Origin of the sequence: Paraburkholderia sp. IW21, from assembly GCF_041321145.1 — a bacterium.
GTDB lineage: Bacteria > Pseudomonadota > Gammaproteobacteria > Burkholderiales > Burkholderiaceae > Paraburkholderia.
This window is the reverse complement of sequence record NZ_JBGGWA010000003.1, coordinates 1-14,336: the sequence shown is the minus strand read 5'-3', so window position 1 is coordinate 14,336 and position 14,336 is coordinate 1. Positions and strand designations below refer to the sequence as shown.

Below are 14,336 nucleotides of genomic sequence, written 5' to 3'. Positions count from 1 at the left end.
TTAGCCCTCGAAAATGGACGGCACAGGCGGCTCGAGCCCCAGCGTATTGACGGCGATCGCGTGCGTGACGTAGCGGCCGATCAGCATCACGAACGCGACTGCCTCAGCGGGCGCCAGCAGGCTCGCGAGCGTGTCGAACTCCGCCTGCGCATCGAGCGCCCGCGTACGCAGCGCCTTGAGTGCATAGGTCTGCGCGGCCTTTTCGACGTCGCTCAGTTCCGTCGCGGCGGATGGATCGAGCCGGTTGACCTGCGCGATCCATGTGCGCGGAAAACCGAGCTTTTCGCTCAACCGTTCGTGCTGATGACGCTCATAACGATTCTCCATGTAGCCCGCCACCGTCAGCGCGCCGAGCTCCGTCAGACGGTCGGGCAACGCGTGCTTGAGCGCATCGGTGAAGTGCATGAAATGCAGCGTCACGTCGGGCGCATGGCCCACGCACTTGAACAGCTCGCCGAGATAGCGCAGCCGCTCGACGCGGGGCGTCAGATAGGCGGCCAGATCAGGCCGCATCTCGGCCATCTCCAGCCTTGGGATCCTGTCGCTCATCGTTGTCTCCGGATCGTTGTCGCTCGGGTCATCGGAGCGCGCTCACAGCAAGCCGGCGCGATCGAGCACGCCATCCAGTCGTGCTTCGAGTTCACGCGTGGCGGCCATCATCGGCAGCCGGTGCTCGTTAGCGGGAATCAGGCCCATACGCTTCATCATGTACTTGATGGGAATGGGATTCGTGTCGTAGAACACCGACTGGTTCAGCTCGAAGAGCGCGAAGTGCAGCTTGCGGGCCGCCGCATAGTCGTCGTGCTCGACGGCTTCGACCAGATCGGCGACCTTGCGTGGCGCCAGATTGCCGACCGCGTTCATCAGGCCGCACGCGCCGACCGCGAGCATCGGATAGCTGAGCTCTTCGAGACCGACGAACACGCGCCATTCAGGCCCGAAAGCGTCGAGCATGTGCGTCACGAAGCCCATGTCGTTGACCGCGTGCTTCATGCCGGCCATGTTCGGTACGCGTTCCCGGATCGCCTTCACGGTAGCGAGATCCATGCTGACCGCGGCGCGCCCAGGGATGTGATAAATCAGCAGCGGCCGATCCGTGCGCGCGCCGATGTCTGCGTAATACTCGACGAGGCCACGCTGTGGCGGTCGGATGTAGTAGGGCGTGACCACCAGCATCGCGTCGACGCCGGCCTTGTCGGCGTGCTGCGTCAGCTCGACGGTTTCGGCATGCGATTGCGAGCCGGTTGCGGCCAGTACCGGGACACGGCCCGCTGCCGCCTCGACGGCCACGTCGACCAGACGGTTGCGTTCGGCGACCGTAAGCAGGCTCGGTTCGGCCGTCGTGCCGTTGACGAGCACGCCGTGCCCGCCGTTGACGATCTGCCAGTCGACGAGCCGCGCATAGGTTTCGTAATCAACCGCCTGGTTGCGGAAGGGCGTGACGATGGGCGTGATCGAGCCCTTCAGCCATGAGATATCGCGCATAGTTCGGATTCCTTGTCGATGACGCCGCTCACGCGGCCTTGGAGTTCGCGCGATTGGTCGAAAAGCCGGTCTGCGTACCGAGCAGCGCAGGCGGCTCCTTCAGGCTCTCCTGCCACAGCAACGATTGCATGTAGATGTTGAGCGGCTGGTCCTGGATGGTCAGCTCGTACACGTAGTCGTCGTACGATGCATGGTTATGCACGGCCCAGCCGGGCGCCGACAGCATCAGGTCACCGGCTTTCCACTCGTAGCGGTTGCCTGCCACCATGCTGTAGCCGGAGCCTGAGAAGTAGTAGTTGATGGCCGAGGACACATGGCGATGCGGGCGGTCGACGATCTTCGGCGGACGGATCGTCATTGTCGCGAAGAAATTCGGCGTGATGCCGTTGGTGCGGCCCGTTACCGGGTTGTACATCATGTACAGCCGGCGGCCAACGTACTCGCTGCCGAGCGCCTCGAGCTTGTCGAGTTCGCTCTTCACCTGTTGCCACGGAAAGTGCAGCGGACGCGATTCAACCACCTGCGGATTGATCAACGTTTCGTACGGCATCAGCAGACCGCCCTCGTCGCCGATCGGAAACGTGCCGAACGGATTACGGCGCTTCGGGTCGTCGCTTGCATGCGCGGTTACCGTTTCAGTCGGTGCTTCGAGTTCGACACCGAACTCGGGCACATAGACCTCCATGTGCTGCAGCAGCGGTATGTTCGAATAGACGAGCCGCACCTGGATGTCGTTCGTGTCGTTCTTATGCGAGTAGGCGACGAAGGCCGGATGATTCCAGACATCGTATTGACGGAACGCGATGGTGCGGCCCGCAACGCGCGTCGAACCGCCCCCGCGTATGCAGAAGTTCACCTCGGTTGCGTTGTGCCGCATCGACTCGGTGGATTCGCCCGGCAGCAGCACCTGCAACGACACCTGAATGCCGGGCGCAAGTCCCGGCGAACCCGCTCGCGCGGACGGATGAACGATCAACGAATGACGGCGGCCGTCCTGCGGCCTGGGCAAAGCGGCAAGACGCGCCACTTCTGCGTCAATCTGCTCGCGGCTCACGATGACGGGCGCCCAGTAATGATTGTCGCGGGGACGCTGGCCCGTCTGATCGACGAAGCTCGCTTGCGCCGGCCCGAATTCGCGTCTCAGGTCATGCATCGGAAAGTCTCCTCAAGGCAACCATCCGAAGCGGAGCCGGACGGGTGCGGGAATGAAATCGAGGACTGAAAATTACTCCGCACCCGTTTATCAATCAAGATTGATATTTCAAATCAATATAAAATAAGCCAAGTTTCCATGCTGCGCTGAAAAATTGATTAAGAGCCCGTAATCTCGGCATTTTGTAGACTTTTTTCTGAACGTCATCTACGCTTCGATAGCGAATTTATATTGATTATATTGATTTCATGACGACCAAAGATCTGATGACCCGCGAGGAAGTGCTGGCGCGACTCAACATCAAGCCGGCCACGCTTTACTCCTACGTGAGTCGCGGGATGATCGGCACCGCGCCGCACGACGACGGCCGGCGCAGTCTGTACGTGCGCGCCGACGTCGAACGCGTGGGCAGCCGCAAGCGCGGACGCATGCCGAAGGCGGCCGCGGCGGAATCGACGATGCGCTGGGGCGAGCCGGTGCTTGCATCGGCAATTACGCACATCACGCCGCAAGGGCCGCTGTACCGTAACAAATCGGCCGTCGAGATGGCGCAGGCAGGCTCATCGTTCGAATCGGTTTCGCAGCTGCTGATGACGGGCGTTTGGCAGGACGGCGTCACCGCATGGGGCGTGCTCGACACGCCTCAAACGGTGCTGCCGCTATTCGGCGCGTATGCCGGCAAGCTGGAGGGCAGCGACATCGCCAATCTGCTCGGGATGGTGCCGCTCGCGCTAGGCATGCAAGGGCGCGGCGCCGCAGAAATCTCCGACGGCAGCGCCGTGCAGGCCGCGCGCCTCATCATGCAGACGATGGCGGGCTGCCTCGGCTTCCTGAGCAACGAACGTGCGTTCGTGATGCGGGAGCGCGGCGAGAGCCTTGCGGCCTATCTGCTGCGCGCGGCGGGGGGCACCTGCACGCCCGATGCCGTCTTTGCCGTCAACGGCGCGCTCACCGTGCTCGCCGACAACGAACTCGCCCCGGCCACGTTCGCCGCGCGCGTCGCGGCGTCGACAAATGCGGACCTCTACAACTGCATCGCAGCGGCGATCGGCTCGCACGTCGGCTTCTCGACAGGTACCGCAACCGAGAAAGTGGAGACCCTGCTGTTGCACGACGTCTCCCACGCCGATCCAATCGCTCGTCTGCAACTGGTTCGCGAAGTCGGCGCGAGCCTCTTCGGCTTCAACCATCCGTTGTATCCGGCGGGCGACGTGCGCGCCAATCTGGTTCTCGAACAGGTGCGCGCGCTCCGGCATGCGACGCCGGACACTGCCCCAACGCTGGAATTCCTCGCACTCGCCGAAGACAAACTGTCGATGCATGCGGGCGTGGCAATCGCACTCGTCGTGCTGGCGCGCGCCCTTGGACTGCCGGACGGCACCGCTACGGCCATCTGGATCATCAGTCGTACTGCCGGTTGGGTCGCGCATGTTTTGGAACAACGCGCGCAGGCCTTCTTGCTACGGCCACGGGCAAAGTACATCGCGGGCTTGCGCATGTAACGCGCGCGTGAATGTCGTGTGTGCCGGATAGGCGTGCCTGATCGGCGTTACGCGCCGAGTTGCAGGCGCTGCTCGAACGCGCGAGGCCATGTCGGCTCGTTCATGTCGGTGGTCGGTCCGCCCGATCGCGTTCCGGAGGCGACCCGGGCGTTTTCGGGTCGTTCTCCACGGATATCGGATAGCAGGTCGAATAGATGAGTTATCGATCGTCATCGTGAGCGGAGATTACCGGGTGCGAGCCGCGTTCAACCCCGCATCACGCGCCGTTTTCCGCGAGAGCAAATCCTGCTTCAGCATGAGTGCCTCACTATTGCCCGGCTGCAACGAAAGCGCCCAATAGATCCCTGATCGGGCCATAGCCAGATCATTTTTCTCGAGACCGCTGTGCGCTCGTGCAAGCGCGAGCGACATCAGCCTGTCTTTCCTGTCGCGATAACCCTTGTTGCTCGCTGACGAGCTCGGTGACGAGGCTTTTTCGTCCTGCGAATGTGTCTCGCGATCGGGGATTGCAGGCGCAACGGGTTGGGCGGACGCCACCGAGGAAGCACTTGCAGCAGGCGCAGCCGAAGAGGCGATCGCCGCTGCCGCGACACTTGCGGTTCTCGCCGGGTCTTGCACCGCCGTCGGACTTTGCGGCGTGATCGAGCCTTGTGCTGCCCCGGGGCCTTGGACCATCATCGGCACCTGCGGCGGCGTGGAGCCGTGGTTAGCGTGGCTCACGCCGTTTGTCGTGACGCTGCCTTCCACCGCGCTCGACGTCGTCTGCTGTTCACGCGTGGCGGAGTCATCCTGGTGCAACAGTACCGCTCCAACACAAAGGGCCACGCCTGCCAGCAGCGCCAGCGCTACGCTCGCTTTCAATCGCCAAGGACGGGCACCGCCAGGCGAATGCGGGCGCGTGTCGCCGTGGGGATGGGCATAGGCCGACGCGAATACGGGTCTCGACTGCGACGGCCACCGCAGCTTGTCATGCGGAACGTGCGCACGCGCGTGCGCTGCGCGCGGCGCGGCTGCATCGGGCTTCTTCGTCCACGGACGATTGCCGAACGCAAGCCACGCATGCGCGCCACAATGCGGACAGAAAGAAACCGCCTCCGAAACGCTGCCGCCGCAGCGAACGCAGGTTGCCGGAAAAATCGGGTCACGTTTGATTTCATCGCCCATTGTTGAACCTTCCGTCATACGAAAACGTGAACGGTGCGTGGGGCGTGGACGAGGGAGTCGAAAGGACAGGTACAAGTACCCGCTCGGTTCGACGTGGGTAAGTATTTATTGCCATGACGACAGGACCCAATCGAACTAATTGGCCAATATAGGTCAGCGACGAACCAGCGTCAACCCGCCATTGGAAGATTTGCACGCTCAATTTGCTTTGCATTCCTATTGATATGATGGATTGCGCGGGCGACCTGCGAATGGGGAATCTGAACGCGCCGGAATCGACTCCTGTTGTGCTTCGGGCGCTGGTTTCTTCGTGCTACGGGTCAGAGTTGGACAGGATGACAAGTACTACTGTGCATTCAGCGGAATCGCGGATCAATTCACGACTACATTTGAAGGGCGCGGAGCCGGGCAGGCTCGCGTCTAGGCCGCCCAGCGCTCTCATCCAAACCGAACACAATAAACAGGCGGCAGATGCGTTGAAACCAAATGCCAGCTTTCGCCGCCGTCGTCGGACGTCCACAGCGCGCCAGTGGTCGACCCCATCGCGAGGCGCGTGCCGGAGTCATCTACAACGAGCCCGTGCCGATACACGAGGTCATACGCCGGTGCCGGCGGCAACCCGTTCGAGAAATGCTCGAACGTGCGGCCGCCGTCGCGTGTGCGCGTGACGACGAACCGGCCGTCTACCGGGATCCGGCACTGGTCTTTCACGGCGGGCACGAACCACGCGGTGTCCGGCTCGCGCGGGTGCACGGCAACCGCGAAGCCGAAGCTCGATGGCTGCGCTTCGATCCGCTGCCAGTGCGCCGCGCCATCGGTCGAGCGGAAGATCGCGCAGTGATGCTGCGTCCACAGCACATCAGGGTTTGCCGCGCATTGCACGACGCGGTGCGGGTCTTGCACGTTGGCATCGCCGCGCCGCTCCGGCGGCATGTAGTCGGCCTCCATGCCCTCGGCACTCACACGCCAGGTCGCGCCGCCGTCGACGGTTTGCCAGACGCCGCCGCACGACACGCCGATCGTCACGTGCCGGCTCTCGCGTGGATCGACCATCACGGAATGGATGCCGGGCGCGTCGTAGCCGCCTCCGAACCATTCGCGGCACTCCGGGCGATCCCACAGCGCACGGTTGAGCACCCATGTGTCGCCGCCATCGTCGGAACGGAAGAGGCCGCCGGGAATCGTGCCAGCCCACAGGACGCCCGGCTCGTCCAGGCCGCCGGTTTCGAGCGACCAGATTTGCTGAAGCGTGCAGGGCGGCGGGGCGCTGGGCGCGGTGGCGCTCGCATTGTCCGCACTCGCGTTCGCGCCGTCACCGGTGCGCGTCTCGTCGGCAGGCTGCGGCGGGTAGACGGGGACCGCGCACTCTTCCCAATCCGCCATGCCCGCGCGCCGGCGATGCAGCTTCACGCCGAAGTGGCCGAGATTGAGCGCGGCATAAAGCGATCCGTCGCGCGGATCAGGCAGCACCATGCTTACCGGCTCGCCGACGAAATACGGCTCACCGAGCGTCCAGCCGCTCTCGCCGTCGGCTTGCAGAACGAACAGGCCCTTGCGGGTTGCGACAAGCAATCGGTCGCTCATGTCGAATGTCTCCTCAAATACCGACGGAACCACCTTATCCGCCCGACAGCGCCTGTACGACGTAAACCCGGCTTTCCTCGCCGAGCGCATCGGACAGATGGAGTCGGTCGCGCACCGGCAGGCCGTCGACAAACACGGCGAGATGCCGCCGCAGTGAACCCTGATCGTCAAGGATGTAGCCGCGCAGTCGAGGTTGCGCGGCGAAGACGGCTTCGAGCGCTTCGCCGAGCGTGCGCGCGTCGATTTCGCGCTCGGGCGTTGCGATATGCCGCTGAATCGAAGCAGCGAAGAAGATGTGCGCCATGGCGGGGGAGCCCGCGAGTAGCCACGCGGGAATGCTGTGTCCTGTCCGTTGGTACTGTAGTTTAGGCGATCCGCTGTGTGTTTCGGGGCATCGCTATACAGCGGACGATAGATTGCGCCTCCGACGCGGCAGTTGTGGGGTCGCGAGTCGGAATGGCCGTTCAGGGTCGGCGCGCTCGGTTCGTGTGTCGCCGAACCGCCCGAGCGGCGCGGCGGCGTCATCGGTCGGGGTCTGTTTAGGGTGGGTCGATGCCTGACCATCGTCAGCAGGCGTGTGAGTGCGCCGCTGCGCGTTGCTGGCAAGCTTAACGATAAGAGGAGTCAAGTCATCCCGACAGCGACCGTTCACGAACCCGGCGATGGGCCCATAGGATGTGAGGTCCCGGTCACAAATATGCTTGCTGACCGGCCCATTAAGATGAGTATCATTATCACAATAGCAGCATTGTTGTGCCAAACTGGCGCCTATGAAAACGCGCCTGACCCCGGCACCTTCGCCTGAACCTCGCCCGGTGGAATTTCCCGATGCTGACGAGCTGGCCATGCTGCGCGCCTGGTACGCCGGCATGCCGGTTCGCAAAGCTGTGGAACGCTACCTGCCGGAGTGCATCGGGGCAGGGCAGTCGGCGCGCGGCGTCCTTGGCGGAATTCGCCGACGGCTGGGAAAAATCGCACGGTAGGTGGGCCGGCTGGACCTCGCGACGGTTTTTGAACACGCCGAAGGTGAGCGTTTACGGGAAGCGAGGGCGGTCGCAGACGCGATCGAGGTGCTGCGGCACGCGCGCATGCCGACTCCGCAGATCAGTGATGACATCGGCATCTGGCTGCCGGCGCGAGCGGTCGCCACCCTGCGCGTGCACGCCATCTCGACGCTGGCAGACCTGACAGTACGGATTCCGCGCCGATGCCAGTGGTGGAAATCCATTCCCGGGCTTGGCCTCGCCAGTGCGCGGCGCATCGAGGCGTTCTTCGCCGCGCACCCGGCGCTGACGGAGCGGGCGAGGGCGCTCATCGCCGTCTCGCCAGCCAGCGATCGTGCCGTGGGAGCAACTGCGGCTACCGCACGAGGTCGACGGTTCTGCCGGCGCCTATCGCGCGCTGCCTGCACGCTCGATGCGGACAACGATTACCAGGCCGTTCAGGCTTGGCTGTCGCTACACGAGTCTGGCGCGACGCAGCGCGCGTACCGTAAGGAAGCCGAGCGCCTCATCCTGTGGGCGATCGTCGAGCGTGGGCGGGCACTGTCGTCGCTCACCACCGAGGACGCCGTCGCCTATCGCGCGTTCCTGCGCCGGCCGACGCCGCGGGAACGCTGGGTGGGACCGGTCCGGCCGCGCAGTGCACCCGACTGGCGCCCGTTCTCGGGCGGCCTGTCGGCCCGCTCGACCGCCTATGCCCTGTCCGTGCTGGGCGCGCTGTTCCGGTGGCTGATCGAGCAGCGGTACCTGCTCGCGAATCCGTTTGCTGGCGTCAAGGTGCGGGGCAGCGCCCGCGCGGGCGTGCTCGACACGTCGCATGTATTCACTGAAGGAGAATGGCTGCTGATCCGGGCGATCGCCGACGGCCTTGAGTGGTCATACGGCTGGGCACCCGAGGCGGCACAGCGACTGCGCTTCATCCTAGACTTCGGCTATGCGACGGGCCTGCGCGCGAGCGAACTGGTTGGCGCAACGCTCGGCGATATCGAGACCGACGCGCGCGGCGACCACTGGCTCAAGGTCGTCGGGAAAGGACGCAAGGCGGCCAGGGTCGCCTTGCCACCGCTCGCCCGCACGGCGCTCGATCGTCATCTCGTCGAGCGCCGGCTACCCGTGACGCCCAGCCGCTGGCGCCCGGACACGCCGTTGATCGCGAGTCTCGCCGAGGACGGTGCAGTACCCATCACCAGCGCGCGGCTCTGGAACGTGCTGCAACGGTTCTTTGCCAGAGCCGCAGACCTCGTCGAAGCCGATAGCCCGGCGGTTGCACAAAAACTGCAGCAGGCCAGTCCTCACTGGATGCGCCATACCCATGCGACCCATGCGCTCGCGCACGGTGCCGAACTGACCATCGTGCGAGACAACCTCCGCCATGCCTCGATCTCGACGACCTCGATCTACCTGCATGGCGATGACGTCAAGCGGACGCAGCAGATCGCAGGGGCGTTCGGGAGCAAATGATCACCGGGACGGCAATCGCGAGCGATGAGATCGACGGGGCCGACGGGTCATTTACCCGTCCGACTTGATCCGGCCGAAAGCTCACGTCCTTTCAGTGCAGGGGATTTTCCGAGAAAATGTGAGGCACATGGGGCGATATTCTGGAAAGGAGCGCCCAACGTTTTTTCTCTCGTAACAGGCTCGATTTTCGAGCGTATTCCGAGACAGGAAACATGGAACCCAAACGCGCCAAAGTCCTTATCCCCGCCAAATTTCGCCATCTGCTGCGCGTTACCGAAGCGACCCGCCAATTCCCCGAACGCGACACCTTGATACTTCTACTTGGCGTGACATGCGGTATGCGTGTCACAGAAATCGCGCGCATCGAAATCCGTGATGTGCTCGCCAGATCAGGAGCACGGCGCGAAGAAGTCAGCTTGCGAGGCTCAATCACGAAGGGTTGTCGCCCTCGATGTATCTACCTGTCGCACGAGCGCACGATTGCCGCGTTCGACCGCTACATTGAATGGCGCTATCAACGCGGAGCGGGCGCTGCCCTCGATCGCAGGGAATATCGCGGTCTCATGCCCCACACGCGGCTGATTCTCACGCAAAAGGGCAGCGCATTCGAGTTGAGTGATAAGCGACGCGTCAGCTTTGATGGCGAGACGGTCGAATACCTCGCGGCCGATAGCCTCCAGAGCTATGTCACCGGCCTGTACCGTGCCGCTGGTCTCGGTGCAGGACACAGCAGCCATAGCGGGCGCAGGACTTTCGCGAGCCGTCTGGTAGCACAGGGCCATTCGCTTGACACGGTGCAGTTGCTGTTCGGTCATTCGCACCTCGATCACGTTTTTTCGCCATATCTGGAAGTATCCGCCCGGGAGCAACGGGAAGCCGTTGCCGCGTTCGATGACGGATTCGACTAAAGCGGACGCATCGTCGCGCCGGTAGAACCGGATGACTAAGGCCAGCCAGCGGGCGTCGCTGCTGACGCGTTGAAGGAGGTTGGACGGTCGAATGTATAAACGCGTTGAAACCATCTGCAAACGCGTCTATACTTGTTTATACGTTAATGGAGGCTCGCATCATGGCAAAAACGGCAACGCTTACCATCCAGCAGTGGGGAAACAGCCTGGCTGTCCGCATCCCCGCTGCCGTCGCCCGCTCGGCTCACTTTGAGGCTGGCCAGGAAGTCGAAGTGACAACTGATGAGGTTGGTGTGACTGTGAAGCCCGTTGGTCCGCGCAAGCTCACGCTCGCGGAGAAACTGGCGAAATTTGACCCGGTCACGCACGGTGGTGAGGCGATGGCAACGGGTCGTATTGGTGCGGAGGTTTTCTGATGGCGGGAGCTTTGTGGGTGCCGGATCGGCGCGACATTATCTGGATTGATTGCAATCCGCAGGTCGGCCGTGAGATGAAGGATATGCACCCGATGCTGGTCCTGTCGCCGAAGCCGTTTAATGAACGCACGGGCATCGTCATTGGACTGCCGATGACGACGGCTCAATACAACGACACCAATCCCTTTGCGATCAAGTTTCAGGGGCCGAAGAACGTCACGAGCTACGTGCTTGGACACCAACCCAAGTCGTTCGACTGGCGAGCGCGAAGCGCAAAGGCACATCCGTGGAAGCGCGTCCCTGATGATGTTTTCGCGGCTGCGTGTGAACAGTTGAACCAAATCATCGCAATCTGCGACTAGGAAAAGCCGGTTACGCGCCGGAGAAACCAAGCCAAGAGCAAGGACCGTTTTGACTCACATCGAAGGAGCGTAGATTGCACAAGGTTATTTGCCTGAACTTCACTTGTTCCGGATCGTTGGAACAGCTTGCCGGACGTCGAGGGGTTGAAGAGGCAACTTGCGAGCGCGGCAATCGCATAGCGAGGTTCACGGCGTCGAGCTTGGTTTGTATGTGCCACCAGAGCAGGTGAGGGAGGTGAAGATCTCAGCCGCTGCGGCGGACCAGATCCAGTGTATGTGGCACGGCCATCGTGGCAAAGGGCAAATCTGTCCGCCGGTCATACCGCTCAAAATCTTCGTATTCGTTATGGGGCAAGACGCGCAGGGAACGTGGGTCGCTATAGAAGTTCACCCCGGCGTAGATGACTGGGAAGCTGATGAGCTATTGACAACGGAAAACAGCGCAAAGGAATATCTAGAATGAGCCGTAAAAAACAACGCGAGGCCTACGCAAGATCATTGGGCCGTATCGTTGACAATATCAACGCTCAAACTCCCGAAGTCCAACACAGGATGCTGTGGCAATGGTTTTTTGTGAAAATTGGCATGGCCATAGTTTGTGTGACTCCGATCATGGCCGCGTTGCTATCATGGCTAGGCGAGCTGCTTCTACGACCGTCTATCACTGCCTCGCCGTACTTTGAATATCTCGCATTCGTTGGTCTTTGCGCTTTAGCCCTTTTCCTGTATTGGTTGAAGGGGAGGCTTAAATATCTTTACGGCGCGATGGAAATGGCCTTCGCATTAGCAGTTATCAGTCAGTCTGTACGACAGGTTCAAGACCACGGCGTAACGGCGTGGACAGTCGCCGCAGCAGCAGTATACGTGCTCGTTCGGGGACTGGAGAATCTGGTAGCTGGATACCGAAATCCCCCCCCGTTTGTGGCCGTGTCCAACGAGAAATCATCTGCCTGAACGGGATAGGAAAACAGAAATCATGGGAAAGAAACGGATGCCTAGGGTCCGAGTTCACAAGGTCATCGCGCGCAATGTGCACAATCATACTCGCGAGTACATTGTTCCTGCCCCCAGCGAAAGCGCAGCATTACAGCAATTTAACGATCCTAACCTGCACTACGACTGCAAATTCGTCGGTTACAGTGACCCCGAGATTCATTGGGGTGCGTCGGGTATGACATTCCATTTGCTGGGCGTCGTGATCGAGCACGGGCATCCTAGCTACGAGTATATGTATGCCTATTACGCGCGAGACATCGGAGCATTCATTGCCGATCTTCAGCGGACCGGTCACATGTTGCCCGACGACCTAACCTAGACTGACTCGACGCTAGTTTAAGTCGCGACTATGCAACGGAAAAGCGGACCAACATGAACAGAAACGCTATGGACAAGATTGAGGTGGAAGCGTCGCAATATCTGGTCGATCTTTTCGGCAAGGTCGCTGGTTACGAGCTGACAGACGAAGAGCGCCGAGCCGCTTTCAAGGTCGCGTGTACTCTGCCCGATCATGCGACGCTGAAAGACTTCATCGCCGCTTGCGATGAAGGTGACGCGGTACGCGCCGGTCTACCGGTAGAAGTGGCCAGCACGCTGAAACCGCTGTCTTCGGCACTCGCACTACACGTCTCGTATGCGGGGAAGTACGCCTCACTGTTCAATCAACGGACGTAACGGAAAAGCCGCAAGGCCGTTTGAACAAAAAGACAGTTTCGCGGGGGAAAATTGAATGGCGACAATAAATCAAAATGGACACGTGCAAGCGCATTGCCCGACATGCAGCGGTGCGCTAACCTCGTTCCAGATCGGCGATCCTCAACGTGGGCACTACGGGCAGCTGTTCCGGCAGCTGGAAGGCGGGGGCGTTGAAACCTACAGACTGGCGTGCTGCTCTGGATGTGGCGCTGGTGCATTGATCACGCTACTGAACGACGGACGCCACACGACGCTCGAAGATTTTTACCCCGAAGCCGAAGAACGCCAAACTTTGCCTGCGAGCGTGCCGGACGGGATCGTCAATGAGTTTCGAGAAGGTGAAGAGTGTGCGGAGGTCAAGTGCTATCGGGCTGCCGCTGCATTATTTCGATCTGTCCTCGACAAGACGCTGCGGGCTAACGGGTACAAGCTTAAAAAGGGAACGCCCCTTGAGCAACAAATTGACTTGGCCGCTGAAGATGGTGTGATAACTGCGTCGCGACGCAAGCGTGCCCATGATGAAATTCGTACGCTTGGAAATGATGTTCTGCACGATGAATGGCGCAAGGTATTACCGGAAGAAGTGCAAACGGCCAAGGAATACGCGGCGCGTCTGCTGCATGACTTTTACGATGACCGTGAGACGGTACTATCCGTGCTTCGTGCGAAGGGGCGTGTTTCTGATGACGACAAGGCCGTCGAGCGCGATCTCGACTAACCACGGACACGGCTTGTTGGAGGCTATCGCTCGCAGCAACGCTCCAGGCAGAGGTTGATGGTGTCGACAGGAACGAAAGAACATGCCGGAACATAAAGAACACAAAGGGCGATCAGACCACGAGCTTTATGGTGTTTTCCTTCATGGTAAGTGGGTCTCGCACGCCCCTGTTTTTACGGAAAAACCGGCCGCCGAGGTTTGGTTGGCGAAGCGAAAGCCACCGGACGGCTACAAGGGGGCAGTGGTCAAAGGATTGAGAGCGGAAGCAAGCGAACTGCGCAGAAATGCTGGGAAAGTGTTGGCGGATGCGAAACTGGAATCGGACCGCTTACTTGAGGAAGAACCGCCCAGCGACGATCTATATCACCTGTTTATTAAAGGCAAGCTGGTTGGGGATGCGCCTGTCTTCGCCGATAGGATGACCGCCGAAATTTGGTTGTTGCTGCAGAACTCACAGGACTACAAGGGCGCGGCGTTCAAAAGCCTAAAGTCGGACGCGAAGCAACAGCGAAACCGAGCTGCGAGAGCATTGGTGACTGCCGAGCGGGAGTCAGTCCATTTACTTACCGCTGCGAAACAGCTTGATGCGGTGCCAGTACCGCTGCCGGGAACCAATTTCGTCAGCGTCGAGTTGGTACGGCCGAAAGCAGACAAGGGCTCATACAGTTCCTTTGGTCGGGAGAAAAACATGTTAGGGAAAGTCTGCAAAAGTCCTGGCATTGACGTGAGCGTGGACTATCCTGGGAGCAGGAGAATTTAAGGGGTGAGTGATGGCACAACTTGGCCTTGGTCTGGATCTGTCAACGAAACGCACGCGCAAGCGGGAATTTCTCGAAGAGATGAGGCGCGTGGTGCCGTGGTCGCAGCTGATTGCCCTGATTGAGCCGCAC

Annotated in this window: 16 protein-coding genes and 2 pseudogenes; 12 read left to right on the top strand and 6 right to left on the bottom strand. The window is 61.1% G+C overall.

What is annotated here, in order from left to right:
* From ACAX43_RS07365 to ACAX43_RS07355, 3 genes are read right to left on the bottom strand one after another with little or no spacing between them, the layout of a single operon-like run.
* Window positions 1–549 (bottom strand): hypothetical protein, encoded by a 549-nt coding sequence (locus ACAX43_RS07365; RefSeq protein WP_370707760.1) that lies wholly within the window; start codon window positions 547–549, stop codon window positions 1–3.
* Window positions 550–591: 42 nt separating this feature from the next.
* Window positions 592–1,485: a 4-hydroxy-tetrahydrodipicolinate synthase gene (gene dapA / locus ACAX43_RS07360; protein ID WP_370707759.1), complete on the bottom strand. Its 894-nt coding sequence runs from the start codon at window positions 1,483–1,485 to the stop codon at window positions 592–594.
* A 28-nt stretch (window positions 1,486–1,513) separates the two neighbouring features.
* On the bottom strand, window positions 1,514–2,638 hold the full coding sequence (locus ACAX43_RS07355; protein WP_370707758.1) for a cupin domain-containing protein: 1,125 nt from the start codon (window positions 2,636–2,638) through the stop codon (window positions 1,514–1,516).
* 266 nt (window positions 2,639–2,904) lie between these two features.
* Here ACAX43_RS07355 and ACAX43_RS07350 point away from each other — a divergent pair, with 266 nt between their 5' ends.
* Complete coding sequence (locus tag ACAX43_RS07350; RefSeq protein ID WP_370708297.1) at window positions 2,905–4,140, top strand: citrate synthase; 1,236 nt, start codon at window positions 2,905–2,907, stop codon at window positions 4,138–4,140.
* A gap of 225 nt (window positions 4,141–4,365) precedes the next feature.
* Here the strand turns inward: ACAX43_RS07350 and ACAX43_RS07345 are convergent, their stop codons facing one another.
* The 3 genes from ACAX43_RS07345 to ACAX43_RS07335 all read right to left on the bottom strand — a co-directional run bounded on the left by ACAX43_RS07345 (window position 4,366) and on the right by ACAX43_RS07335 (window position 7,192).
* Window positions 4,366–4,938: a hypothetical protein gene (locus tag ACAX43_RS07345; RefSeq protein WP_370707757.1), complete on the bottom strand. Its 573-nt coding sequence runs from the start codon at window positions 4,936–4,938 to the stop codon at window positions 4,366–4,368.
* A gap of 804 nt (window positions 4,939–5,742) precedes the next feature.
* Entirely contained in the window at window positions 5,743–6,888 is a 1,146-nt protein-coding gene (locus tag ACAX43_RS07340) for a WD40/YVTN/BNR-like repeat-containing protein (protein ID WP_370707756.1), read from the bottom strand.
* A gap of 34 nt (window positions 6,889–6,922) precedes the next feature.
* Window positions 6,923–7,192, bottom strand: a complete 270-nt coding sequence (locus ACAX43_RS07335; RefSeq protein WP_370707755.1) for a MoaD/ThiS family protein — start codon at window positions 7,190–7,192, stop codon at window positions 6,923–6,925.
* Window positions 7,193–7,658: 466 nt separating this feature from the next.
* Between ACAX43_RS07335 and ACAX43_RS07330 the strand changes: the two are divergent.
* From ACAX43_RS07330 to ACAX43_RS07280, 11 genes and pseudogenes are all read left to right on the top strand, one after another.
* Window positions 7,659–9,350 (top strand): annotated as a pseudogene (locus ACAX43_RS07330) (phage integrase family protein).
* Window positions 9,351–9,562: 212 nt separating this feature from the next.
* Window positions 9,563–10,258 (top strand): tyrosine-type recombinase/integrase, encoded by a 696-nt coding sequence (locus ACAX43_RS07325; RefSeq protein ID WP_370707754.1) that lies wholly within the window; start codon window positions 9,563–9,565, stop codon window positions 10,256–10,258.
* 161 nt (window positions 10,259–10,419) lie between these two features.
* Window positions 10,420–10,674: an AbrB/MazE/SpoVT family DNA-binding domain-containing protein gene (locus ACAX43_RS07320; RefSeq protein ID WP_370707753.1), complete on the top strand. Its 255-nt coding sequence runs from the start codon at window positions 10,420–10,422 to the stop codon at window positions 10,672–10,674.
* Window positions 10,674–11,036, top strand: a complete 363-nt coding sequence (locus ACAX43_RS07315) for a type II toxin-antitoxin system PemK/MazF family toxin (protein WP_370707752.1) — start codon at window positions 10,674–10,676, stop codon at window positions 11,034–11,036. Before ACAX43_RS07320 ends, ACAX43_RS07315 begins: the two co-directional genes overlap by 1 nt.
* Window positions 11,037–11,271: 235 nt before the next feature.
* Window positions 11,272–11,499: a hypothetical protein gene (locus ACAX43_RS07310; protein WP_370707751.1), complete on the top strand. Its 228-nt coding sequence runs from the start codon at window positions 11,272–11,274 to the stop codon at window positions 11,497–11,499.
* Window positions 11,496–11,990 (top strand): hypothetical protein, encoded by a 495-nt coding sequence (locus ACAX43_RS07305; protein WP_370707750.1) that lies wholly within the window; start codon window positions 11,496–11,498, stop codon window positions 11,988–11,990. The genes ACAX43_RS07310 and ACAX43_RS07305 overlap by 4 nt, the downstream gene beginning before the upstream one ends.
* A gap of 22 nt (window positions 11,991–12,012) precedes the next feature.
* Window positions 12,013–12,351 (top strand): hypothetical protein, encoded by a 339-nt coding sequence (locus ACAX43_RS07300; RefSeq protein WP_370707749.1) that lies wholly within the window; start codon window positions 12,013–12,015, stop codon window positions 12,349–12,351.
* A gap of 68 nt (window positions 12,352–12,419) precedes the next feature.
* Window positions 12,420–12,707 (top strand): hypothetical protein, encoded by a 288-nt coding sequence (locus ACAX43_RS07295; RefSeq protein WP_370707748.1) that lies wholly within the window; start codon window positions 12,420–12,422, stop codon window positions 12,705–12,707.
* A gap of 55 nt (window positions 12,708–12,762) precedes the next feature.
* Complete coding sequence (locus ACAX43_RS07290) at window positions 12,763–13,446, top strand: DUF4145 domain-containing protein (RefSeq protein ID WP_370707747.1); 684 nt, start codon at window positions 12,763–12,765, stop codon at window positions 13,444–13,446.
* Between the two features lie 82 nt (window positions 13,447–13,528).
* Window positions 13,529–14,206, top strand: a complete 678-nt coding sequence (locus tag ACAX43_RS07285) for a hypothetical protein (RefSeq protein ID WP_370707746.1) — start codon at window positions 13,529–13,531, stop codon at window positions 14,204–14,206.
* A gap of 10 nt (window positions 14,207–14,216) precedes the next feature.
* Window positions 14,217–14,336: pseudogene (locus ACAX43_RS07280) on the top strand (IS5/IS1182 family transposase); the annotation flags it as partial.